This is a genomic window from Celeribacter ethanolicus (assembly GCF_001550095.1).
GTDB classification, from domain to species: domain Bacteria; phylum Pseudomonadota; class Alphaproteobacteria; order Rhodobacterales; family Rhodobacteraceae; genus Celeribacter; species Celeribacter ethanolicus.
On the sequence record NZ_LRUC01000006.1, the window covers coordinates 94,052 to 114,064 of the forward strand.

General features: G+C 61.4%; 22 protein-coding genes. 12 read left to right on the forward strand and 10 right to left on the reverse strand.

Features of this window, described 5'->3' with window-relative positions; translation table 11 throughout:
* Nucleotides 1-7: 7 nt before the first annotated feature.
* Genes NH195_RS02330 through NH195_RS02350 form a run of 5 tightly spaced genes read left to right on the forward strand, consistent with a single transcriptional unit; the run spans nucleotide 8 to nucleotide 4,102 of the window.
* Nucleotides 8-1,717 carry an acyl-CoA dehydrogenase family protein gene (locus NH195_RS02330; protein ID WP_066702501.1) on the forward strand — a complete coding sequence of 570 codons (1,710 nt, stop codon included), beginning with the start codon at nucleotides 8-10 and terminating at the stop codon, nucleotides 1,715-1,717.
* On the forward strand, nucleotides 1,717-2,748 hold the full coding sequence (locus NH195_RS02335; RefSeq protein WP_066702503.1) for an MBL fold metallo-hydrolase: 1,032 nt from the start codon (nucleotides 1,717-1,719) through the stop codon (nucleotides 2,746-2,748). The genes NH195_RS02330 and NH195_RS02335 overlap by 1 nt, the downstream gene beginning before the upstream one ends.
* A gap of 2 nt (nucleotides 2,749-2,750) precedes the next feature.
* A complete protein-coding gene (locus tag NH195_RS02340) occupies nucleotides 2,751-3,239 on the forward strand; it encodes a DUF6173 family protein (protein WP_066702506.1) in 489 nt (162 codons plus the stop codon).
* Nucleotides 3,240-3,295: 56 nt separating this feature from the next.
* Entirely contained in the window at nucleotides 3,296-3,430 is a 135-nt protein-coding gene (locus tag NH195_RS02345) for an aa3-type cytochrome c oxidase subunit IV (RefSeq protein ID WP_066702508.1), read from the forward strand.
* Between the two features lie 39 nt (nucleotides 3,431-3,469).
* Nucleotides 3,470-4,102: a hypothetical protein gene (locus NH195_RS02350; protein WP_096805937.1), complete on the forward strand. Its 633-nt coding sequence runs from the start codon at nucleotides 3,470-3,472 to the stop codon at nucleotides 4,100-4,102.
* Between the two features lie 12 nt (nucleotides 4,103-4,114).
* On the opposite strand, the gene NH195_RS02355 is transcribed toward NH195_RS02350, so the two are convergent.
* The 4 genes from NH195_RS02355 to greA all read right to left on the reverse strand — a co-directional run bounded on the left by NH195_RS02355 (nucleotide 4,115) and on the right by greA (nucleotide 6,766).
* The gene (locus tag NH195_RS02355) at nucleotides 4,115-4,438 is read right to left on the reverse strand and encodes an AzlD domain-containing protein (protein ID WP_066702510.1); all 324 of its coding nucleotides are present in this window, start codon (nucleotides 4,436-4,438) and stop codon (nucleotides 4,115-4,117) included.
* Complete coding sequence (locus tag NH195_RS02360) at nucleotides 4,435-5,151, reverse strand: AzlC family ABC transporter permease (protein ID WP_066702512.1); 717 nt, start codon at nucleotides 5,149-5,151, stop codon at nucleotides 4,435-4,437. The genes NH195_RS02355 and NH195_RS02360 overlap by 4 nt, the downstream gene beginning before the upstream one ends.
* Before the next feature lie 106 nt (nucleotides 5,152-5,257).
* A complete protein-coding gene (locus NH195_RS02365) occupies nucleotides 5,258-6,268 on the reverse strand; it encodes a hypothetical protein (RefSeq protein ID WP_202906479.1) in 1,011 nt (336 codons plus the stop codon).
* A 27-nt stretch (nucleotides 6,269-6,295) separates the two neighbouring features.
* Complete coding sequence (gene greA / locus NH195_RS02370) at nucleotides 6,296-6,766, reverse strand: transcription elongation factor GreA (RefSeq protein WP_066702519.1); 471 nt, start codon at nucleotides 6,764-6,766, stop codon at nucleotides 6,296-6,298.
* A 408-nt stretch (nucleotides 6,767-7,174) separates the two neighbouring features.
* Between greA and NH195_RS02375 the strand changes: the two genes are divergently transcribed.
* The 3 genes from NH195_RS02375 to NH195_RS02385 all read left to right on the forward strand — a co-directional run bounded on the left by NH195_RS02375 (nucleotide 7,175) and on the right by NH195_RS02385 (nucleotide 11,474).
* Nucleotides 7,175-8,827: an electron transfer flavoprotein-ubiquinone oxidoreductase gene (locus tag NH195_RS02375; protein WP_066702522.1), complete on the forward strand. Its 1,653-nt coding sequence runs from the start codon at nucleotides 7,175-7,177 to the stop codon at nucleotides 8,825-8,827.
* A gap of 120 nt (nucleotides 8,828-8,947) precedes the next feature.
* Complete coding sequence (locus tag NH195_RS02380) at nucleotides 8,948-10,654, forward strand: tetratricopeptide repeat protein (RefSeq protein WP_066702528.1); 1,707 nt, start codon at nucleotides 8,948-8,950, stop codon at nucleotides 10,652-10,654.
* Nucleotides 10,644-11,474, forward strand: a complete 831-nt coding sequence (locus NH195_RS02385) for a 4-(cytidine 5'-diphospho)-2-C-methyl-D-erythritol kinase (RefSeq protein ID WP_066702534.1) — start codon at nucleotides 10,644-10,646, stop codon at nucleotides 11,472-11,474. The genes NH195_RS02380 and NH195_RS02385 overlap by 11 nt, the downstream gene beginning before the upstream one ends.
* Nucleotides 11,475-11,498: 24 nt before the next feature.
* On the opposite strand, the gene NH195_RS02390 is transcribed toward NH195_RS02385, so the two are convergent.
* Nucleotides 11,499-12,497 (reverse strand): polyprenyl synthetase family protein, encoded by a 999-nt coding sequence (locus NH195_RS02390; RefSeq protein ID WP_066702535.1) that lies wholly within the window; start codon nucleotides 12,495-12,497, stop codon nucleotides 11,499-11,501.
* Nucleotides 12,498-12,547: 50 nt separating this feature from the next.
* Here NH195_RS02390 and NH195_RS02395 point away from each other — a divergent pair, with 50 nt between their 5' ends.
* The 3 genes from NH195_RS02395 to NH195_RS20730 all read left to right on the forward strand — a co-directional run bounded on the left by NH195_RS02395 (nucleotide 12,548) and on the right by NH195_RS20730 (nucleotide 13,825).
* A complete protein-coding gene (locus NH195_RS02395) occupies nucleotides 12,548-12,766 on the forward strand; it encodes a putative signal transducing protein (RefSeq protein ID WP_066702537.1) in 219 nt (72 codons plus the stop codon).
* A complete protein-coding gene (locus tag NH195_RS02400) occupies nucleotides 12,763-13,524 on the forward strand; it encodes a tRNA1(Val) (adenine(37)-N6)-methyltransferase (RefSeq protein WP_066702539.1) in 762 nt (253 codons plus the stop codon). The genes NH195_RS02395 and NH195_RS02400 overlap by 4 nt, the downstream gene beginning before the upstream one ends.
* A gap of 133 nt (nucleotides 13,525-13,657) precedes the next feature.
* The gene (locus NH195_RS20730) at nucleotides 13,658-13,825 is read left to right on the forward strand and encodes a YdcH family protein (RefSeq protein ID WP_081423753.1); all 168 of its coding nucleotides are present in this window, start codon (nucleotides 13,658-13,660) and stop codon (nucleotides 13,823-13,825) included.
* A 9-nt stretch (nucleotides 13,826-13,834) separates the two neighbouring features.
* On the opposite strand, the gene yddG is transcribed toward NH195_RS20730, so the two are convergent.
* The 4 genes from yddG to NH195_RS02420 form a co-directional block, all read right to left on the reverse strand.
* Entirely contained in the window at nucleotides 13,835-14,698 is an 864-nt protein-coding gene (gene yddG / locus NH195_RS02405; protein ID WP_066702545.1) for an aromatic amino acid exporter YddG, read from the reverse strand.
* Between the two features lie 87 nt (nucleotides 14,699-14,785).
* A complete protein-coding gene (gene phbB / locus NH195_RS02410; protein WP_066702547.1) occupies nucleotides 14,786-15,508 on the reverse strand; it encodes an acetoacetyl-CoA reductase in 723 nt (240 codons plus the stop codon).
* A gap of 141 nt (nucleotides 15,509-15,649) precedes the next feature.
* A complete protein-coding gene (locus tag NH195_RS02415; protein WP_066702548.1) occupies nucleotides 15,650-16,825 on the reverse strand; it encodes an acetyl-CoA C-acetyltransferase in 1,176 nt (391 codons plus the stop codon).
* 152 nt (nucleotides 16,826-16,977) lie between these two features.
* The gene (locus tag NH195_RS02420) at nucleotides 16,978-17,805 is read right to left on the reverse strand and encodes an EAL domain-containing protein (RefSeq protein ID WP_066702550.1); all 828 of its coding nucleotides are present in this window, start codon (nucleotides 17,803-17,805) and stop codon (nucleotides 16,978-16,980) included.
* 342 nt (nucleotides 17,806-18,147) lie between these two features.
* Here NH195_RS02420 and NH195_RS02425 point away from each other — a divergent pair, with 342 nt between their 5' ends.
* Nucleotides 18,148-19,443 carry a PAS domain-containing protein gene (locus NH195_RS02425; RefSeq protein WP_066702552.1) on the forward strand — a complete coding sequence of 432 codons (1,296 nt, stop codon included), beginning with the start codon at nucleotides 18,148-18,150 and terminating at the stop codon, nucleotides 19,441-19,443.
* On the opposite strand, the gene NH195_RS02430 is transcribed toward NH195_RS02425, so the two are convergent.
* Nucleotides 19,394-20,008, reverse strand: a complete 615-nt coding sequence (locus tag NH195_RS02430; RefSeq protein ID WP_066702554.1) for a TlpA disulfide reductase family protein — start codon at nucleotides 20,006-20,008, stop codon at nucleotides 19,394-19,396. The two genes, NH195_RS02425 and NH195_RS02430, sit on opposite strands and share 50 nt — an antisense overlap.
* Nucleotides 20,009-20,013: the final 5 nt, after the last annotated feature.

Below are 20,013 nucleotides of genomic sequence, written 5' to 3' on the forward strand. Positions count from 1 at the left end.
GACAGCCATGACCTATCGCGCCCCGGTTTCGGATTATCAGTTCATTTTCGACCAGATCGTCGATTTCACGGCTGTGCTCGACAGCAGCCCCTTCGAAGAGGTCGACGCGGACACGGTCTCGGCGATTCTCGAAGAGGCGGGCAAGCTTGCGAGCGATGTGATCGCACCGCTGGATCGCGGTGGCGATCTGACGCCTGCCGCGCTTGTGGATGGGGTGGTCAGGACCTCGCCGGGCTTTGCCGCGGCCCATGGCCAGATCGCGGAGGGCGGCTGGATCGGTATGCTGGCGCAGCCGGAGAATGGCGGGATGGGGCTGCCGCTGAGCGTGGCGACGGCGATCAACGAGATGATGTCGGGCGGCTGCCTGTCGCTGTCGTTGCAACCGCTGATGACGCAGGGCCAGATCGAGGCGCTGGAGCATCACGCCTCCGATGCGATCAAGGAGCTTTATATCCCGAAACTCATCTCCGGCGAATGGACCGGCACGATGAACCTGACGGAGCCGGGGGCCGGTTCGGATGTCGGCGCGCTTCGGACCAAAGCGGAACGCAACGACGATGGCTCCTATGCCATCACCGGCCAGAAGATTTTCATCACCTGGGGCGATAACGATTTCTCTGACAACGTCTGTCACCTGGTGCTGGCGCGCCTGCCCGACGGGGGGGCGGGGACGAAGGGCATTTCGCTCTTCATGGTGCCGAAGATGATCCCGGATGCCGAGGGCAATCCCGGCGCGGCCAACAGCCTCAAGGTTGTGAGCCTCGAGCACAAGCTGGGCATTCATGGCTCTCCGACCTGTGTGATGCAATATGACGGTGCGACCGGCTGGCTCGTGGGCGAAGAGCATCAGGGCATGAAATGCATGTTCACCATGATGAACAATGCACGCCTCGGTGTGGGCGTTCAGGGCGTCGGCGTGGCCGAGGCGTCGACGCAAAAGGCGCTGGCCTATGCCCAGGATCGGGTGCAGGGCAAATCGCCCATCGGCACGGAAAACGGCACGATCATCGACCATGCCGACGTGCGCCGGATGCTGGCCCATATGCGCGCGGACACCTTTGTGGCGCGCTCGATTGCGCTGGCCTGCGGTGTGGCGCTCGATCTCGGGCGCACCGACCCGGAGCAACAGGCGCGTGGCGCCTTCCTGATCCCGATTGCCAAGGCCTTCTCCACCGACATCGGCCATGAAGTGGCCCAGCTCGGCGTGCAGGTGCATGGCGGTATGGGCTATATCGAGGAAACCGGAGCGGCACAGTATGCCCGCGATGCCCGGATTACCTCGATCTATGAGGGCACCAACGGTATTCAGGCGATGGACCTTGTCGGCCGCAAGCTGATGGACGGCGGCGAGGCCGGGTTCGCCATTTTGGACGAGATCGAGAGCTTTGCCGAGGCGGCGCGGGCGACCCTGCCGAAACGGGCGATTGCCGTCTGGAATGCCGCCGAGACCCTGCGCGAAGGCATGGAGGCGATGCTCGCCCTGCCGATGAACGACCGGTTTGGCGGTGCCGTGCCCTTCCTGCGCGCCTTTGCGCGGGTGTTGGGCGGGCATTATCACCTCAAGGCGGCGATTGCCGAAGGCGGTGAGGGGCCGCGTTCGCGTCTTGCAGCTTTTTACATCAAACGTATGCTGCCGGAACACGCGGCCCTGTTGGCGCAGGTGCGCCTTGGGGCCGCGGATATTTACGCCCTGAGCCCAGAGGACCTGACCGCCTGATGACTGCCCCGATCCGCACGCCCTTCGAGCCTCCCGAGATCGGGGGCGTGGTGGAGATCGCCGAAGGCGTTCTTTGGTCGCGCATGCCGCTCCCGGTGCCGCTGGCGCATGTGAATGTGTACGCTTTCGATGAGGGCGACGGTTGGACCATCGTCGATACGGGTGTCGATACGGGGAAGTCCCGCGCGCTCTGGCAGGCGCTGATCGAGGGGCCGATGGGCGGCAAACCGATCCGTCGGGTGATCGTGACGCATCACCATCTCGATCACGTTGGCCTTGCCGGGTGGTTCGTGACGGAGCATGGCGCGGAGCTTGTGACAACGCGGACCTCTTACCTGATGGCGCGGATGTTGCAGCTCGATGTGCAGGAGGCGCCGACGCCGGAGATGCTCGCGTTTTGGCGCTCCTGTGGCATGAGCCCGGAGATTTATGAGAAACGCCTCACCGAGCGCCCGTTCAATACTGCCGATGCGGTGCACCCCTTGCCGCTGGGCTATACGCGGATTGTCGACGGGCAGGAGATCGAGCTCGGCGGGCGCCTCTGGACCGTACGCATGGGGGACGGCCATGCGCCGGAGCACGGGACCTTTTGGTCCGGCGACGGGGAACTGGTGATCGGAGGCGATCAGCTTCTCGGCTCGATCTCTCCCAATCTCGGGGTTTCCGCCACCGAGCCGATGGCCGATCCGGTGGGCGATTGGCTGCGGTCCTGCGAAAAATTCGTGCCGCATGCCCGCGACAGTCAGTTGATCCTGACCGGGCACAAACTGCCCTACACCGGGCTGCCCGCACGGCTTCGGCATCTGATCGACAATCACCGCCATGCGCTCGAACGCTTGCGTGAAGTGCTGCATGAACCGCGCACGGCCTGCGACTGTTTCGACGTGCTGTTCAAACGGCCGATCAAGGAGGGCGAATATGGCCTTGCGATGGTCGAGGCCATGGCGCATTGCCGTCATCTCGAGCGGCGCGGCCTTATCACTGGACGAGAGCGGGAGGATGGTGCGATCCTGTGGCAAACAGGAGAGTGAGCATGTCCCAGGGGGATCAGATCCGCACCACCGCCGAGGCGCATGAAGACGCCGCTTTGCCACAGGCTCGGGTGGCCCATGCCGACCCCGGTGCCTGCACCGCCGAACAGAAACCTCTGCCCGAAGCGGTGGCGCGCAAGCCGCTTGAGGAAAAAAGCCCCGCAGAATGGGCCTATGAGCGCCTTATTCTCTATATCCAGAATTTCGAAGAACAGCTCGACAGCGAACATGAGATCGCCATGGGGTTTGCCGGTTCCGACACCGGGGTGCTCCGGATCGAGGGCATCGGCTTTTTCGACCCGGATATCGTGACGTTTTACGGGATGGACGAGGAGGGGACCAGGACCCAGCTCATCCAGCATGTCACCCAGCTCAACGTCATGTTGCAGGCCATGCCGAAACAGACGGAAGACGCGACGCCCGCGCGGATCGGTTTTCGCCTTGCCGCCGACCTGGAACAGGAACTGAACGAGGAACGTCCTGACGGGTGACAGGCGATGACGAGTCATCTACCGTGGCGGAAGGCATATAAGGGAGGAACCGCAGAATGTCTGAGCACAAGCATGGGGATATGGATATTTCCGTTCAGGAGAAAACCTTTGAAGGTTTTGTGAAATGGGCCACCTGGGTCGCGGGTGTGTCCGTTTTTGTTTTGATCATCCTCGCGGTTTTCAATAGTTAACCCCCGTAAGCGTTTCACAAAGGACCGGAGCCCCAAATCGTGTCGTTTCTGTATCGAGCCGTCGGGCTCCTGTCCCTTCTTGTGCTGACCGCCTGCGGGGCGGCCGAACCGAAATGGGCGCCTGACGCCGATGTGGCGCGGTCGCATTACGTGCATGGCGCACCTTATCAACTGACGCTGTTCACCGTGATCAGCAATCGCACAGGCGGCGGCGGGCACAGCGCGCTGATGGTCAATGCCCCGTCCGAGCGGGTGATCTTCGATCCGGCGGGGACCTTTTATCACCCGCATCTGCCGGAACGGAACGATGTGCACTACGGCATGTCCGACGCGGCGGTGGAGTTCTACATCGACTATCACGCCCGCATCACCTGGCATGTGGTGGAACAGACCATCACGGTGAGCCCCGAGGTCGCGACACTGGCGCTGGCCAAGGTTCAGTCCTACGGTGCCGTGCCCAAGGCGATGTGTGCCACCAGCGTGTCGAGCATTCTCGGTGATCTGCCGGGCTTCGAGCGCGCGCCGCAAACCATGTCGCCGAAGAAGCTCATGCAATGGTTCGGGGAGCAGCCGGGGGTGAGTGAGCGCAAGATCTACGATGACAGCCCTGATGAGAACGGCCAGCTCATTCAGGCTCCGCCGCTGCTTCTGCATCACAGCGGCAGTTCCTGATCGGGGGGGCGGTCAGCCGATTACCGCGCCGAGGCCGAAGAACAGGCCCAGACCGGTGATGATCGCCCAGAGCACGTTTTTCGTCCAGACGCCCACAAGGATCGTCGCCGCCGCGCAAAAGAGGCGCAGCGGATCCATGTCCGCCTTGGCGCCCAGAAGCATGGGCGCGACCACGGCGGGCAGAACCGCGACGGGTGTATAGCGCAACAGGCGCAACAGCCATGCGGGCAGCGGACGGTCGCCGACGAGGCCGAGGAAGGAAAACCGGATCAGGAAGGTGCCAATGGCCATTCCGACGATGATGATCCAGATTTGCGTGCTGCTCGCTTCGATCATGCCGCGGCCTTTCTCTTGTCCATCCATATCTCGACCCGCGCGCCCACCACCAGTGCGGCGGCAGCGGCGACCAGAAGCCCGGTGCCATAGGGCATGAACCCGAGGATCAGCACCAGAACGACGGAGGTCAGCGCCGAGGCGACATGCGCGAGCGTCTTGAGCATCGGGGCCACCACCGCCAGGAACGTCACGGGCACGGCGAAATCGACGCCGATGTCGGTCGGGATTTTCTCCCCCAGAAGCGCCCCGGCGAGCGTCATGGCATACCAGGCAATGGCAATCGGGATTGCTGAGCCGAAGAAATAGCCGGTCTTTTCCGAAAGGCTCAGGTCCGGCTCTTTCTCGAACTTGATCGTAGACAGCGCATAGGGCTGATCGTAGAGCATGTAGGAGGCAAAAGCGCGGGTCAGCAGAGACGACTTGCCCAGATGCGGCGTGATCGAAGCCGAATACATGCCCATCCGCAGGTTCACCGCCAGTGCCGTGGCGAGAACGATCAGCGTCGGTGCGTTCTCCGTCATGAGTTGTAATGCGGCAAGTTGGGCCGAGCCCGCGATGACGAGAATCGAAAACCCCATGACTTCAACGACATTGAGGCCCGCCTGGGTGGCAATGGCACCAAAGATCGCGGCGAAGGGCCAGATCACGATGTGAAACGGCAGCCCGTCCTTGGCGCCTTTGAGAAATTGCTGGGCAGCAGGGGAAAGCGACATGGGACTCCGGGGAAACGTCAGGAAGCAAGCTCGCGTACCCTACGATAAGACAGTGACACTTACCAATGTCGATTTGCGAAAGCGGGGTATGCGCAAGCGAAGCGGATCAGTCGAAAGTGCCGGTCACGCGGCCCAGCAACATGAACCCGCGCGCGGTGCGGGTGTCGGTCAGAGCGGCGATTTCTTCATCCGTGGCGGAGTGTTCGAACTCGGCGAAGGTCTTGTCGAACTTGCGCAGGAAATGGTGCACCGCATCGCGGAAGATCGCGTCCTGTTTCATTCGCGCAGAGGCCAGAGCCAGAGACGACCGGTCGCGCACGCCGCCAAGCGGGGCGACGGCATGGCCGCGCTCGCCCTTGGCGAACCGGCGCCAGACTTCGGGCTTGGCGCGGTCCGGGCGCAGATCGTCCATGTAGATACCGTCCTGCGACAGCAGCGTGAGCACGTCCTGCGCCGCATGGATGAGCTGGCTGACCTTGCGATCCGAGAGTGCTCGGCGCAGCGCCCGGAAGCCTTCCTTGTCATCGGCGGTTTCGGGGAAATTCATCGCCTTGATGAAATCCGCGACCGACAGCGGCGGCGCGAGGCTTTCCGAGGGCGTGCCGAGCGCAAGGCTCGCCTGTTCCTCGACAAGCATGGGCGCCGGGATTGCGAGCTTGTCCTCCGGCGGCGTCTGGCCGGGACGGATCGAGGTGAACATCGCCAGTGTCGATTCGGTCTTGCGTTGGGCTGCGGCGATCTCTTCGAGTTTCTTCTCGACCGTGGCGTTCGAGGTGCCACCGCCCTGACCGGAGAGATAGGACTGGCGCATGGCGGAAATCGCGGCCTGGAGCCGACGGCTTTCCTCGCGCATCGTGCGCGATGCGCGCACGGCCAGCGCGCCGACCCAGATCATCGCAATCGGCATGAAAATCGCGATCAGGATCATCACGAAACGGATCGAGGCCAAATCGTCCGGATCGGAGCCGGAGCTTGCAATCATGAAATAGCCGGATGTCAGCGCCAGCCATACCAGAGAGAGCACCGCGGCGATCATCTCCGTCGCGGTGATCCTGGGTTCTTCCTCGGGGCGCTGATAGACGCCCAGTTCGACTTTTTTGGGACCTTCGGTTGCCAAAGGGATCTCCTCGACCGCGTTTACAAATCAGATATACGCGATCTTGAGGATTTCGTAGGACTTTTCGCCGCCAGGGGTGCGCACTTCGACGCTGTCGCCTTCGTCCTTGCCGATCAGGGCGCGAGCGAGCGGAGATTTGATGTTCAGAAGACCGCGTTCGATGTCGGCTTCGTGCTCGCCGACGATCTGATAGGTCTTTTCCTCATCCGTGTCCTCGTCGACGATGGTCACCGTGGCGGCAAATTTCACCGCGCCGGAGAGGGTTTTCGGGTCAATCACATCGGTCAGCGACAGGATGCCTTCAAGCTCCTTGATCCGGCCCTCGATGAAGCTCTGTTTCTCACGCGCCGAATGGTATTCGGCATTCTCCGAGAGATCGCCAAGCTCGCGGGCTTCGGCAATGGCCTGAATGATCGCCGGGCGTTCGACGGATTTCAGGGTTTTCAGCTCGTCGTTCAGCGCGGTGTAGCCCGCGCGGGTCATGAGGATCTTTTCCATCAGGGCACTCATCTGCACGAAAAAAGCACTGCGGGGCCGTCTGGCCCCGGGTGCTCTCAGGTTTTGTCATTGTCGGACTACCTGACCCGGAACGGGGGAGCATTGCAAGGGGGCAGTGTGCGGTTTGTCGCCCTAGTGCCGGAAAATCGCCGCCCACCACATGTCTTTGCTTGGAGCGGCCTGCGACAAAGCCCCCCCGATTCTCGATGGTTCCGGTCTCGCAAGCCGTCCGTATTGCAGGCAGTTTTCGGAGGGAGGTTAACGCGTGTCGCATTTTTTGCCTTCCGGCGAGTTTTTCTGCGTCGTGGGGCCTTCCGGACGTTACGAAATCGTGTCGCGCAAATTGACCAGACCTCACATCGGGGTTACTTAGGCCTTCAATCACCGCCTGAGCCAGGGAGAACAAAGATGTCAGCAATCGAGCGTGAGGCGATGGAATATGACGTTGTGATCGTTGGGGCAGGGCCTGCCGGCCTGTCCGCTGCGATCCGTTTGAAGCAACTGGATGCCGATCTGAGCGTCGTCGTGTTGGAAAAAGGCTCCGAAGTTGGCGCACATATTCTCTCCGGCGCGGTGCTCGATCCGGTGGGGCTGAACGCTTTGATTCCGGATTGGAAAGAGCGTGGCGCGCCGATCACCACTGAGGTGAAGGAAGATCATTTCCATGTGTTGGGCGAAGCCGGTTCGATCCGCATCCCGAACTTCCCTCTGCCGCCTCTGATGTCGAACCACGGCAAATACATCGTGTCGATGGGCAATGTTTGCCGCTGGATGGCGGAGCAGGCTGAGGAACTGGGCGTCGAGATTTTCCCGGGCATGGCGTGCTCTGAGCTGGTTTATGGTGACAATGGCGAGGTCAAAGGCGTCGTTGCCGGTGTTTTCGGGCTTGAGGCCGACGGCACCATCGGGCCGGACACCGAGCCGGGGATGGAGTTGCACGGCAAATACGTGCTGATTTCCGAGGGCGTGCGCGGATCTCTGGCGAAAGAGATCATCGCGAAATACGACCTGCAAAAAGGCCGCGACGTGCAGAAATTCGGTCTCGGCATGAAAGAGATCTGGGAGATCGACCCCGAGAAGCACCGCGAAGGCAAGGTCTGGCACTCGATGGGCTGGCCTCTGGGGTCGAACGCGGGTGGTGGTGGCTTTGTCTACCACGCGGAAAACAATCAGCTTTATCTGGGGTTCGTGGTGCACCTGAACTACAAGAACCCCTACCTCTTCCCCTATATGGAATTCCAGCGCTTCAAACAGCACCCGCTGGTGAAGGAGCTTTTGGAGGGCGGCAAACGCGTCGCTTACGGCGCGCGCGCGATCTCCGAAGGCGGCTATCAGTCGATGCCGAAAGCGGTGTTTCCGGGTGGCGCTTTGCTCGGCTGTTCCGTCGGCCTCGTCAACGTGCCGCGGATCAAGGGCAACCACAACGCGATGCTGTCGGGCAAAGCGGCGGCGGAGCATGCCTTTGCCGCCATTCAAGAGGGGCGCTCCGGCGACACGCTTGAAGGCTACGAGACCGAATTGCGGACCGGTGCGGTCGGCAAGGATCTGAAGCGTGTGCGCAACGTCAAACCGCTATGGTCGAAGTTCGGCCTCACCGCGTCGCTGGCCTTGGGTGGCTTCGACATGTGGACCAACCAACTCTTTGGCGTGTCGCTGTTCGGCACGGTGAAACACGGCAAGACCGACGCGCAATCGACCGGCAAGGTGGCGAAGTTCAAGCCGATCGACTATCCGAAACCCGATGGTGTGATCTCGTTCGACCGGCTCACCAACGTGTCCTTCGCGGCGACGAACCACGAGGAAAGTCAGCCCTGTCACCTGAAACTCAAGGACCCGCAGGTGGCCATCGACGTCGATTACAAGGAATTCGGCGGTCCGTCGCAGCGCTATTGCCCGGCGGGCGTCTACGAATATCTGACGCCCGAAGGAGAAGAGCCGAAGTTCGTGATCAACTTCCAGAACTGCGTGCACTGCAAGACCTGCGACATCAAGGAAACCAGCCAGAACATCACCTGGACGGTGCCCCAAGGCGGCGACGGCCCGAACTATCCGAACATGTAAGCCTCTCACGGCAACGTGTTTTTAAACAATGAGACGGGGGCCAGCACGGCTCCCGTTTGCGTTGCGGTGGGGCGGTTAGGGCGATACTCTCTGCGGGACGAAGCATAAGGGAGACGACAGGTGACAGATCGCGCCGGACGCATGATTTCCGCCCTCACCGCCATGGGGCTTTTGTTCGGAAGCGTGGCCCTGCCATCTCCGGGTCTCGCCGATGCCGGCCCCTATCTGGCCGCGCGGCAAGCGACCATGGACCGCACCTTTCCTGAGCTTGCCGTCTACGCGACGCGGGCGCTGGCGGGGGACCCGGACAATCCGGTGCTGCTCGAATCCGTGATTTCCTCCCGGATTTCCATGGGCGATTTCGATGCGGTGAAAGGCTATGCCAGTCTGCTCAAACAAATCGAGCCCGACAACCAGATCGCGGCCATGGCGCATCTGACCCTTCTGGCGCGGAGCGGCGATTACGAAGGCCTGGTGGCTGCGCTTGACGAAGGGGAAAGCATCAGCGCCGTGGTCGACGGGCTCATGCGCGCCTGGGCGCATGTCGGGTTGGGCAATATGTCCGGGGCGCTTGATCTCTTCGATCAGGGGGCCGGTATGGGGCAGGGGTTCGAGAATTTCGGCGCCTATAACAAAGGGCTCGCGCTCGCATTGGTCGGCGATTACGAAGGCGCGCTTGCGACCCTGTCGCAGCCGAATATGCCGCAAAGCCGGTTTTCCGTGATCGCGCGGATGGAAATCCTCAGCCAGCTCGAACGCAATGAAGAAGCGCTGGCACTTTTGAATGACAGCTTCGGCGAGGGGCCTTTGGACCTCGAACTGGAACACCTGCGCGAGGCTTTGGCGGAGGGCGAGGCCGTGCCCTTCGACGTCGTGCACAGCGCGCGTGACGGCATTGCGGATGTGTTCTTCGCGGTGGCCTCTGCGCTCGATGGCGGTCTGGATGATGCCTATACGCTGCTCTATGCGCGGATCGCCGAGGCGTTGCGCCCGGAGGAGGCGAGCTATGTGCTGAGCGTGGCGACGCTTCTGGAGCGGTTGGAGAATTACGACCTTGCGAACCAGGCACTGGATCGGATTCCGGCGGACGATCCGGCCTTTCCGGTCGCCAGTCTTGCCCGCGCCGAGGCACTCAGATCGTCGGGCAAGACCGAGGCTTCGCTTGAGGTCTTGCGGCAACTGGCGAAATCCCACCCGGAACTGGACGAGGCGCATACCGCTCTGGGCGATGCGCTGCGGCGTCAGGAAGATTATAGCGATGCGGTGAAAGCCTATTCCGTTGTGATCGACCGTCACCAGCCACCGACCCGCGGGCAATGGCCGCTCTATTTCACCCGGGGGACGGCCTATGAACGCATGGGCGAATGGGACAAGGCGGAAGCCGATCTGCGGCAGGCTCTGGCGCTGGAACCGGATCAGCCGCGTGTGCTGAACTATCTCGGGTACTCCTATCTCGAGATGAAAACCAATCTCGACGAGGCCATGGAGATGATCCGTAAGGCGGTCGAGGCGCGCCCCGAGGACGGCTATATCACCGACAGCCTGGCCTGGGGGCTCTACCGGCTGCGGCGTTACGACGAGGCGGTGGAGCCGATGGAGCGGGCGGTCGAGCTGATGCCGGTCGATCCGATCATCAACGATCACCTGGGCGATGTTTACTGGGCCGTTGGGCGCGAGCGAGAGGCGCGGTTCCAGTGGCGGCGCGCGTTGTCGTTCGAGCCGGAAGAGGACGAGGCCAATCGCATTCGCAAGAAACTCGACATCGGTCTTGACCGTGTCTTGAGCGAAGAGGGCGAAGAGCCGACACGGGGCGGCAATGACGGTTAAGGTCTTTGCGCCCGCCAAGATCAACCTGAGCCTGCATGTCTCCGGACAGCGGGAAGACGGCTATCACCTGCTCGACAGTCTGGTGGCCTTCGTCGATCTCGGCGATCAGGTCACGGCCTCTCTGGCCGTACGTTCGGAGCTGAGCGTGACCGGGCCCTTTGCCGAAGGTGTGCCGACGGACGGTAGCAATCTCGTTCTCAAGGCGGCGGAGCTTGCGGGCCTTCCGATGTCCCTGACGCTCGACAAACACCTGCCGCCTGCTTCCGGGATCGGTGGCGGATCTGCCGATGCGGCGGCCACGCTGCGCGCGGCGGCGCGGCTTGGGGCGAGTCCCGTCACCGCGGAGCGTGCGCTGGCGCTCGGTGCGGATGTCCCGGTGTGCCAGCGTTCGAAGCCGATGCGGATGCGCGGGATTGGGGATGTGCTGGAGCCGGTGACGATGCCCGCGTTGCATATGGTTCTGGTCAATCCGAAGGTCGAGGTCTCGACGCCCGAAGTGTTCAAGCGTCTGGAACGCAAGAACAATCTGGAGATGCCGGACCTGCTGCCGCGTTGGCCGGACACGCTTGCTTTCGTCGACTGGCTTTCGACCCAGCGCAACGATCTTGAGAAACCTGCGGTGAAACTCGTGCCCGAAGTGGCGGCGGCTCTGGCGGCGCTGGCCCTGACGCCCGGCGCGCTCATGGTGCGCATGTCCGGCTCAGGCGCGACCTGTTTCGGTCTTTTCGCGGATCGCTATGCGGCGGATGTGGCGGCGTTGCAACTGGCCGAAGGCAATCCGTGGTGGTGGGTCAAATCCGCCAGCACATTGCCGGGATAAGCGCTTCAGCGCGGGGCGAGCGCCTCAGCGCAGTCGCGCGACCACGTAATCGGCAATGTCGGAGAGCATCTCGACGATTTCGCCCTCGGGCAGGGCCGAAAGCACTTCCTTTGCCTTGTCCGCCCATTCGAGCGCGATCACACGGGTTTCTTCCAGAGCGTCGTGTTTGTTCAAAAGCGCGATGGCGTGTTCCAGATCGCCTTCGTCCTGCTTGCCCTTCTCGATGGTTTTCACCCAGAAGGCGCGCTCTTCCGCATCGGCCTTGGCCACCGCCTTGATCAGCGGCAGGGTCAGTTTGCGTTCGCGGAAATCGTCGCCGATATTCTTGCCGGTCTGCTCGGAGCCCCAGTAATCCAGAAGGTCGTCGACGATCTGGAAGGAAATCCCAAGCGCATCGCCGTAATCGAACAGCGCTTTCACAACCGTCTCATCGGCCCCGGCCAACACACCACCGACTTCGGTCGCGGCGGCAAAGAGCGCTGCGGTTTTGCCGCGCACTACTTGGATATAGATGGCTTCGTCGGTCTTTAGGTCTTGCGCGGCGGTCAGCTGCAGCACTTCGCCTTCGGCAATCGTTGCAGAGGCATTCGACAGGATGCGCAGCACGCGCATGTTGTCGGCATCGGTCATCAACTGGAACGACCGGGCAAAGAGATAGTCGCCGACCAGAACCGAAGATTTGTTGTCCCACAGCAGGTTGGCCGTCGGTCGCCCGCGCCGTTGCGCGCTTTCGTCGACCACATCGTCATGCAAAAGCGTGGCGGTGTGGATGAATTCGACCGTGGCCGCGAGATGGATGTGATAGGGGCCGTCATAGCCGCAGGCCTTGGCGGCTGCCAGGGTCAGCATCGGGCGAAGGCGTTTGCCCCCAGCCTCGATCAGATGCGCGGTTACCTCGGGAATGCGCGGCGCATGTTCCGACGACATCCGCTCCCGGATCAGCGCGTTGACGGCCTTGAGTTCGGGCGCCAGAGCGGCGGCCAGTCTTTCGTGCGGCTTCACGGCGGCTTTATCCAGTCCCATGGGACCTCCTCGGCTCGACAAACCTTGCGGTCTGCTCTTTAATCATCGCGATGAAACAGCTTCTGCGCACCACCGACCCCCCCCAGATCGTCTACGCCAAAGCGCTCTTGTCCGGAGAGGATATAGACTGCTTTGAAATGGACGTCCATATGAGCGTCCTCGAAGGCAGCATCGGCATTTTGCCGCGCCGCCTGATGGTGCGCGACGAGGACCTCGCGCAGGCCCGGCGCATTCTCAAGGACAACGATTTCGAGTTGGAGGATTTGTGAACGGGTCTTCTGAGTGCAGCCGCGATGCGTTTCTGGGTGGGCGGCTTCATATATTTCAACCGCGCAAAGGCTATCGCGCCGGGGTCGATCCGGTGCTTCTGGCTGCGGCCACGCCGGCGACTCCCGGTCAGTCCGTGCTGGAGCTTGGCTGCGGCGCGGGTGTCGCGTCCTTCTGTCTGGCCGCGCGCGTGGCGGGGCTGGCACTCACCGGGGTCGAGTTGCAGGGCGTCTATGCCGATCTCGCGCGCCGCAATGCCATGGAGAACGGCACGGAGATGAGCGTGTTCGAAGCCGATCTGCGTCACCTGCCCGGTGCGGTGAAAGAGCAGACTTTCGATCACGTCATCGCCAATCCGCCCTATTACGAACGCCATCGCTCGACAGCCTCCGACGATGCCGGGCGCGATGTGGCGCTCGCCGGGGCGACGCCTTTGTCGGACTGGATCGACGCGGCCACGCGCCGCCTCAAACCCAAGGGATACCTGACGATGATCCAGAAGGCCGATCGCCTGCCGGATATTATGGCCGCCTGTGATGCGCGTCTCGGATCGCTCCGTGTCCGTCCGGTTCAGCCACGTGCGGGGCGCGCGGCGGAGCTTGTGATCCTTCAGGCGCGCAAGGGCGGACGGGCTGCTTTTGTCCTGGACGCACCGCTCGTGATGCATGAGGGCGCGTCACATAAGTACGATTGCGACGATTACACCTCGCAGGTCGTCAAGATTTTGCGAGGCGGCGACGCCTTGCCGTGGGGCACCTAGATTTTGGCGATATTTCGCAAAGGCTAATATTCTGGTCACTTTGTTTCAAAACAAAGCCGTGACACGACTCGAATTCTATGCTGCACTTGTCACACAGCTTTTACATGGCTGACACACTCAGAGAGGAGAAATCATGAGCTTGACGTCCCACATCCAGGAACTGAAGAAAAAGCACCAATCCCTCTCGGAGGCCGTTGAACATGCCCAGCGTTCGCCCGGCGCCGATGGCCTTCGGATCGCAGATCTGAAGAAACAGAAACTCCGCATCAAAGAAGAAATCGCACGCCTCAGCATGGCCTGACGCGTCACATCATCCGGTCTGGCGGCTTTGATAAGCGGCCAGACCGGCTCCGGTCGTGATCAGCAACGCCGACACGATCAGCGCGGTCGAAGGTGCCGCGATTCCAGCTAAAATCAGAACCAGTGTCGACAGAAGCGGAGCCGCATAGGACGCGGTACCCAAGAGCTGAATGTTGCCGCGTTTCACGCCGATATCCCAGACATAGAACGCCGCGCCCACCGGGCCGAGTCCGAGGCCGATCATGCTGGCCCAGCCCATGCCGGTCGAGGGCCAGACGGTCTCTTCCAAAGCCAGATGCGCCAGCAGCGACAGTCCGGCGGTGGCGAGGCAATAGACCGTAACCACCATGCTCGGGATGGTGCCAAGACGCCGCGACAGGACGGAATACCCCGCCCAGGTCACGGCACAGGCCAGCGCTAGCGCATATCCAAGCCCGTGTTCGCCGGAAAAGGACGCGCCTTTGGCCACGATCAGCGCCGCTCCTGCAAAGGACAGAGCTGCGCCGAGTAGGTGCAGCGGGCGCAGCCGTTCGCCGGGCAGAAGGCCGGAAAACAGCACGATCAGCAGGGGCCACAGATAGGCGATCAACCCGGCTTCGGCGGGCGGAGCCGCTCTGAGAGCCGAGAAATAGAGGAAGTGATAGCCGAAAAGGCCGACAGTGCCGAAGGCATAGACCGAAAGCGGAATTCCCTTAAGCTCGCCCCAGCGCCCGGAAGCCGTGGTCCAGATGACCCCGATACTGCCGCCAATGCCAAAACACACCGCGTTCAGTTGAAGCGGTGGCACCTCCGAAGCGCCGACGGTGAAAAGTGCGAGCAGGGCCCAGAGCAGGACGGCGAGAAAGCCGATGGTGGTGGCGGATTGGCGTGTCATGTGGGCGATTAAGCCGGAGCGCACGGTGGCTGCAATACAAAAAGGGCCGCCCAATGGGCGACCCTGCGTCATGCGACCCTGAAACGCTCAGGTGAGATACTGTCCGCCATTGGCGGTGATGGTCGAGCCGGTGACGAACCCCGCATCGTCGGAAGCAAGGAAGACCACGCAGCGTGCGATGTCTTCCGGCTCGCCCAGACGTCCCACGGGGATCGTCGCGATGATGGCTTCGCGGACTTTTTCCGGCACGGCCATGACCATTTCGGTGGCGACATAGCCCGGGCAGATCACGTTCACGGTGATGCCCGCGCGCGCGCCTTCCTGCGCTAGCGCCTTGGTAAAGCCGATGTCACCGGCCTTGGCGGCGGAGTAGTTCGCCTGACCGAACTGGCCTTTCTGACCGTTGATCGAGCTGATGTTGATGACGCGCCCAAACTTGCGGTCACGCATGCCCGGCCACAGCGGGTGGGTCATGTTGAACACGCCCGACAGGTTGGTGTCCATAACTTGCTGCCACTGTTCGCGGGTCATCTTGTGGAACGGCGCGTCGCGGGTGATGCCCGCGTTGTTCACAAGCACGTCGATCGGACCCAGCTCGGCCTCGACCTTGGCGATACCTTCGACGCAGGCGTCGTAATCGGCCACGGACCATTTGTAGGTCTTGATGCCGGTTTCCTCGGTAAATTTCGCGGCGGCCTCGTCATTGCCCGCATAGTTGGCGGCGACGGTATAGCCCGCAGCTTGCAATGCTTTGGCGATGGCGGCGCCGATGCCGCGCGATCCGCCGGTCACAAGAGCGACTCTGGACATGATACTCCTCCTTATCAATCCTGAATTGGTAATCTTGTTATATATAATATTCTGCATTCGCAACAATATTGCTATGCGAATGCAGAAAAATCTTTGCGGATGAGGCAAAAAATCCGTCGCGGGGGCGTGCCCGCTCAGGGATCAATCGCGCTCAATGCAGACCGCAACCCCCATGCCGCCGCCGATGCAGAGCGTGGCGAGGCCTTTCTTGGCATCGCGGCGCACCATTTCGAACAGCAACGTGTTGAGGATGCGGGCCCCGGAGGCGCCGATCGGGTGACCGATGGCAATCGCGCCGCCGTTCACGTTGACGATGGCCGGATCCCAGCCCATGTCCTTGTTCACGGCACAGGCCTGCGCGGCGAAGGCTTCGTTGGCTTCGACCAGATCGAGATCACTGGCCTTCCAACCGGCTTTCGCCAGTGCCTTTTGCGACGCAAAGATCGGGCCTGCACCCATGATCGACGGGTCGAGGCCGACGGTGGCATAAGAGGCGATGCGCGCCATCGGGGCGATCCCGCGTTTCGCGGCGTTTTCGGCGGACATCAGAAGCACACCGGCGGCGCCATCGTTGATGCCGGAGGCGTTGCCCGCAGTGACAGACCCGTCCTTGTCGAAGGCCGGGCGCAGTTTCTGCATGGCCTCGATGGTGGCGCCGTGACGGATGTATTCGTCCTGATCGACCACAATGTCGCCCTTGCGGGTCTTCACTGTGAAGGGCACGATCTCATCGGAGAATTTCCCGGCCTTTTGCGCGGCTTCGGCCTTGTTCTGGGAGGCAAGGGCGAATTCGTCCTGCATTTCGCGGGAGATTTGCCATTGATTGGCGACGTTCTCGGCGGTGATCCCCATGTGGTAGCCGTTAAACGCATCCCAGAGGCCGTCCTTGATCATCGAATCGATGAATTTCATATCGCCCATCTTGTGACCGGCACGCAGGTTGGCGACATGGGGGGACATGGACATGTTTTCCTGACCGCCGGCACATACGATGTCGGCATCGCCGAGCAGGATGTGTTGGGCGGCCAAAGCAACGGTGCGCAGGCCGGAGCCACAGACCTGATTGATGCTCCAGGCGGCGGATTCGATCGGCAGACCGGCTTTGATATGGGCCTGACGGGCGGGGTTCTGGCCTTGGCCTGCGGTCAGCACCTGACCGAGAATGGTTTCCGACACTTCGGCTTTTTCAATTCCGGCTCGTTCCACGAGGGCTTCGAGCACGCAAGCGCCGAGATCGTGCGCGGGGGTGTTGGCGAAAGCACCGGAAAAGCTGCCGACGGCGGTCCGTGCTGCGGATGCGATAACGACATTGGTCATGATAATAGTCTCTCTCCCATTTTGGTTATGGGGAGATTGCCCAAAGGCCGCAATATTTGCAACAAAGTTGCTCGCTCCCCAATGAAAGCTCTATGCTGCGTCCGCAGCATTTTCAACCTTCATGGGGAGGCTGAGGCGCTTTGACGCCGATTTCAACCCGCTTTTTTGCGAATTTCGCGATTGCGCCAGACCGGGTCGATCGTTGCAGCTCCGAAATAATGCCCCTGCATGCAATCGATTCCGATTCCCGTCAGATATTCCGCATCTGCGGCGTTTTCCACGAATTCGGCGACCGTATACATGTCGAAATGCTTCGCCACGGAAACGAGGGCCTGAGTCAGCACCTGATTGTCGGGGCATGAGGCGATGCCACGGATGAACTCTCCGTCGATCTTCACCATGTCGAAATAGAAGTCCTTGAGATAGCGGAAGGCGGTGTAGCCCGCGCCGAAATCGTCCAACGCAAAGGAAATCCCCATGGCCTGGAGTTCGGACATGAAAACGGAAACCAGATCGGGGATCGCCATGGCCGAGCTTTCGGTGATTTCGAGAATCAAACGCTCCGCGATGGTCTGGTCCCTGTGCAGCCCGGTCGTCAGGGTCTCCTTCCAGCGCGGATAGCCGATGGAGCGCGCGGACATGTTGATGGCGAGGCGCAGATCCTTGTGATCGTCGAGGGCCTTGAGGCCGAGTTCGAGCGCGAGGCAGTCGAGTTGACGCCCGGTTTCCGTCGTTTCCGCCACGTCGATGAATTCCCGGGCGGGAATCACGCGACCGCTTTGGTCCAGGACACGGATCAGTCCCTCGTAAAAGGCCGGTCGGTCGGGGCGCAGGGTCTGGACGATGGGTTGGTAGGCCAGCATCACCTGTTTCTTGCGAAGCGCCTCCTGAACCATTTCCATCGTGTTGCGGTCCCGGTTGGCAACCGCCACGGAGAGCGGACTTCCGAATTCATTGTCGTCATAGCCAGAATCGATCATCCCGTCACCTTGTCTCGCTTTGGTCGTGCAAGGACCACTTTCGCGCGGTTGGGATAACGGCGGGTAAATTGGCGAATTTATCTAAAAAGAACGTCAAAATAGAATTAAATTGCCAAAGCCTTGTTTGCGCGACAGGTTTCGCATGAGACGAGGAAAGCGTCGCGTGATCGCTCGGATTTTCCAAGAATTCTATCTTCTTTCTCACTGTGACGTTTGGGTCGTCTTCTTTCGCCAGGGCGTGCCAAGCGACCGATCTGAAATTTTCAGATCCGCGGCACGGATTAACCAGATCGCAATCTCGTTCTGGTCCACTGCGATCAAACCGACAGAACAGGACTGGCGATGACGCTCCAATATTCCGACGCGCATATGGCGGAAAAGGCCGACGAAGCGGCTTTCGACATCGAAGAGCTCTTTTTTTCCCGCACGGACGCGCGCGGGGTGATTGCGGCTGGCAACGAGGTGTTTCGCCGGATTTCCGGGTATTCATGGGACGAACTCGTTGGCGCTCCACACAAGATTATCCGGCATTCGGATATGCCCAAGGGCGTGTTCTACATCCTTTGGGAACGCATCAAGCAGGGGATGGCCACCGGCGCTTATGTGAAAAACCGCGCCAAGGACGGGCGATATTACTGGGTCTATGCCGTCGTCTCCCCGATCGAGGGGGGCTTTGTCTCCGTTCGGATGAAACCGACGTCGGCGACATTCGAGGGAGCGAAGGCCGCCTACAAGGCTTTTCTGAAACTCGAACAGAGCGAGGGGTTAAGCCCCGAGGAGAGCGCGGTCGCCATTCGTGCCAGGCTTAAGGACCTCGGGTTTCCCAACTATGGCGCCTATAGTTCCTATGCTATTGCACAGGAAATGAGTGCCCGTGATGCGGCGTTGTCCCGGATGGAAGACGGCCGGTTGCGCAGCCTCAAGGAGTTGTTGCCGACCCTGGTCGAACTCGACAAGGAACAGCAGGCGCTGTTTGCGGCTTTTGCGAAAATCCGTGGCATTCCATCGAATATGCGAATCGTCGCGTCGCGTCTTGAGCCGGCGGGGGGGCCGATTTCGGCGATTTCGCAAAATTACCGGTTGATGTCGGATGAGGTTACCAATCATCTTGGCGGCTTTCGGGTCGAGAACGGCACGAGAAGCCTGTCCGAATCCGTCATGCTGCGGATCTACCGCGGGCTGTTCATGATGGCCGCCTCCCGGTTGCAGCGCGAAGTCAAGGAAGTGTCCATGGCCGCGCTGGGCAAACATGCGGAGCAGGACGGGTTCCAGACTGAAGTGGAGATCCTGACTACGATGCTCGACGATTACATGATCGAATCGGGCTCGGTGCTCGTGTCGGTGTTCAATGATGTCACCGCGCTGACACGTTCGGCCAAGGATCTGCGCCAGCTCGTCACGGGACTCGATTCGATCCGCGTTCTGTGCCGGGTCGAGGCGGGGCGTCTTGGCGCCCAATCGGCCTCACTCATGCCGGTGATCAATCAGCTCGATACGTTTCATGTCGAGATTGATGCGACGCTCGAGCGGATCATGTCGCTGGCCGAGCGGATCAAGGGGCTGGTCGAGGCGGCTATGCCGCGCACCTTCAATGGTTCTCTGCACTATCATTCTGCGACGGGGGCGTTGTCGCGCTGAGCGCATAGGAGGTGAGCAGTTCGGCGACGATGCTCTGGGCCGAGGGTGAGAACCACTCCGCATCCCCGGTCATGCGGGCAATCTCCTTGCCCTCGGGCGAAATCAGAATTGACACCGGCAGGCCAAGCACGCCCATGTCGCGGGCCATGGCGCCCTTGCCATCCATCCTGAGCGGCAGGGACTGGATGCCCGCCTTTTCATAGAAGGACCGGATCGCCGGAAGCGGGTTGTGCCCGGTCGCCACCGGCAACACCACCAGACCCTGATCGCCATAGGCGGCGGCAAGCTGATCGAGTGCCGGCATTTCCTTGCGGCAGGGGGCACACCATGTGGCCCAGAAGTTCAGCAGTACGAGTTTGCCCCGATAATCGGCAAGGGTTTCCTCCACGCCGTCCGCCGCGGTGAAGGGCAGGGGGCTCACGTGCTTAGCCGCATCATGAAAGCCGAGTTTTTGCAGGCTGCCTTCGCGCAGAGCCGCAGCTGCGCTCAGGTCCGTTGCGGAGGCGGGAATTGCACCGAGGCTCAGGGCCGTATAAAGGGTGGCGGCAATCAGCTTTTTCAACATGCGGG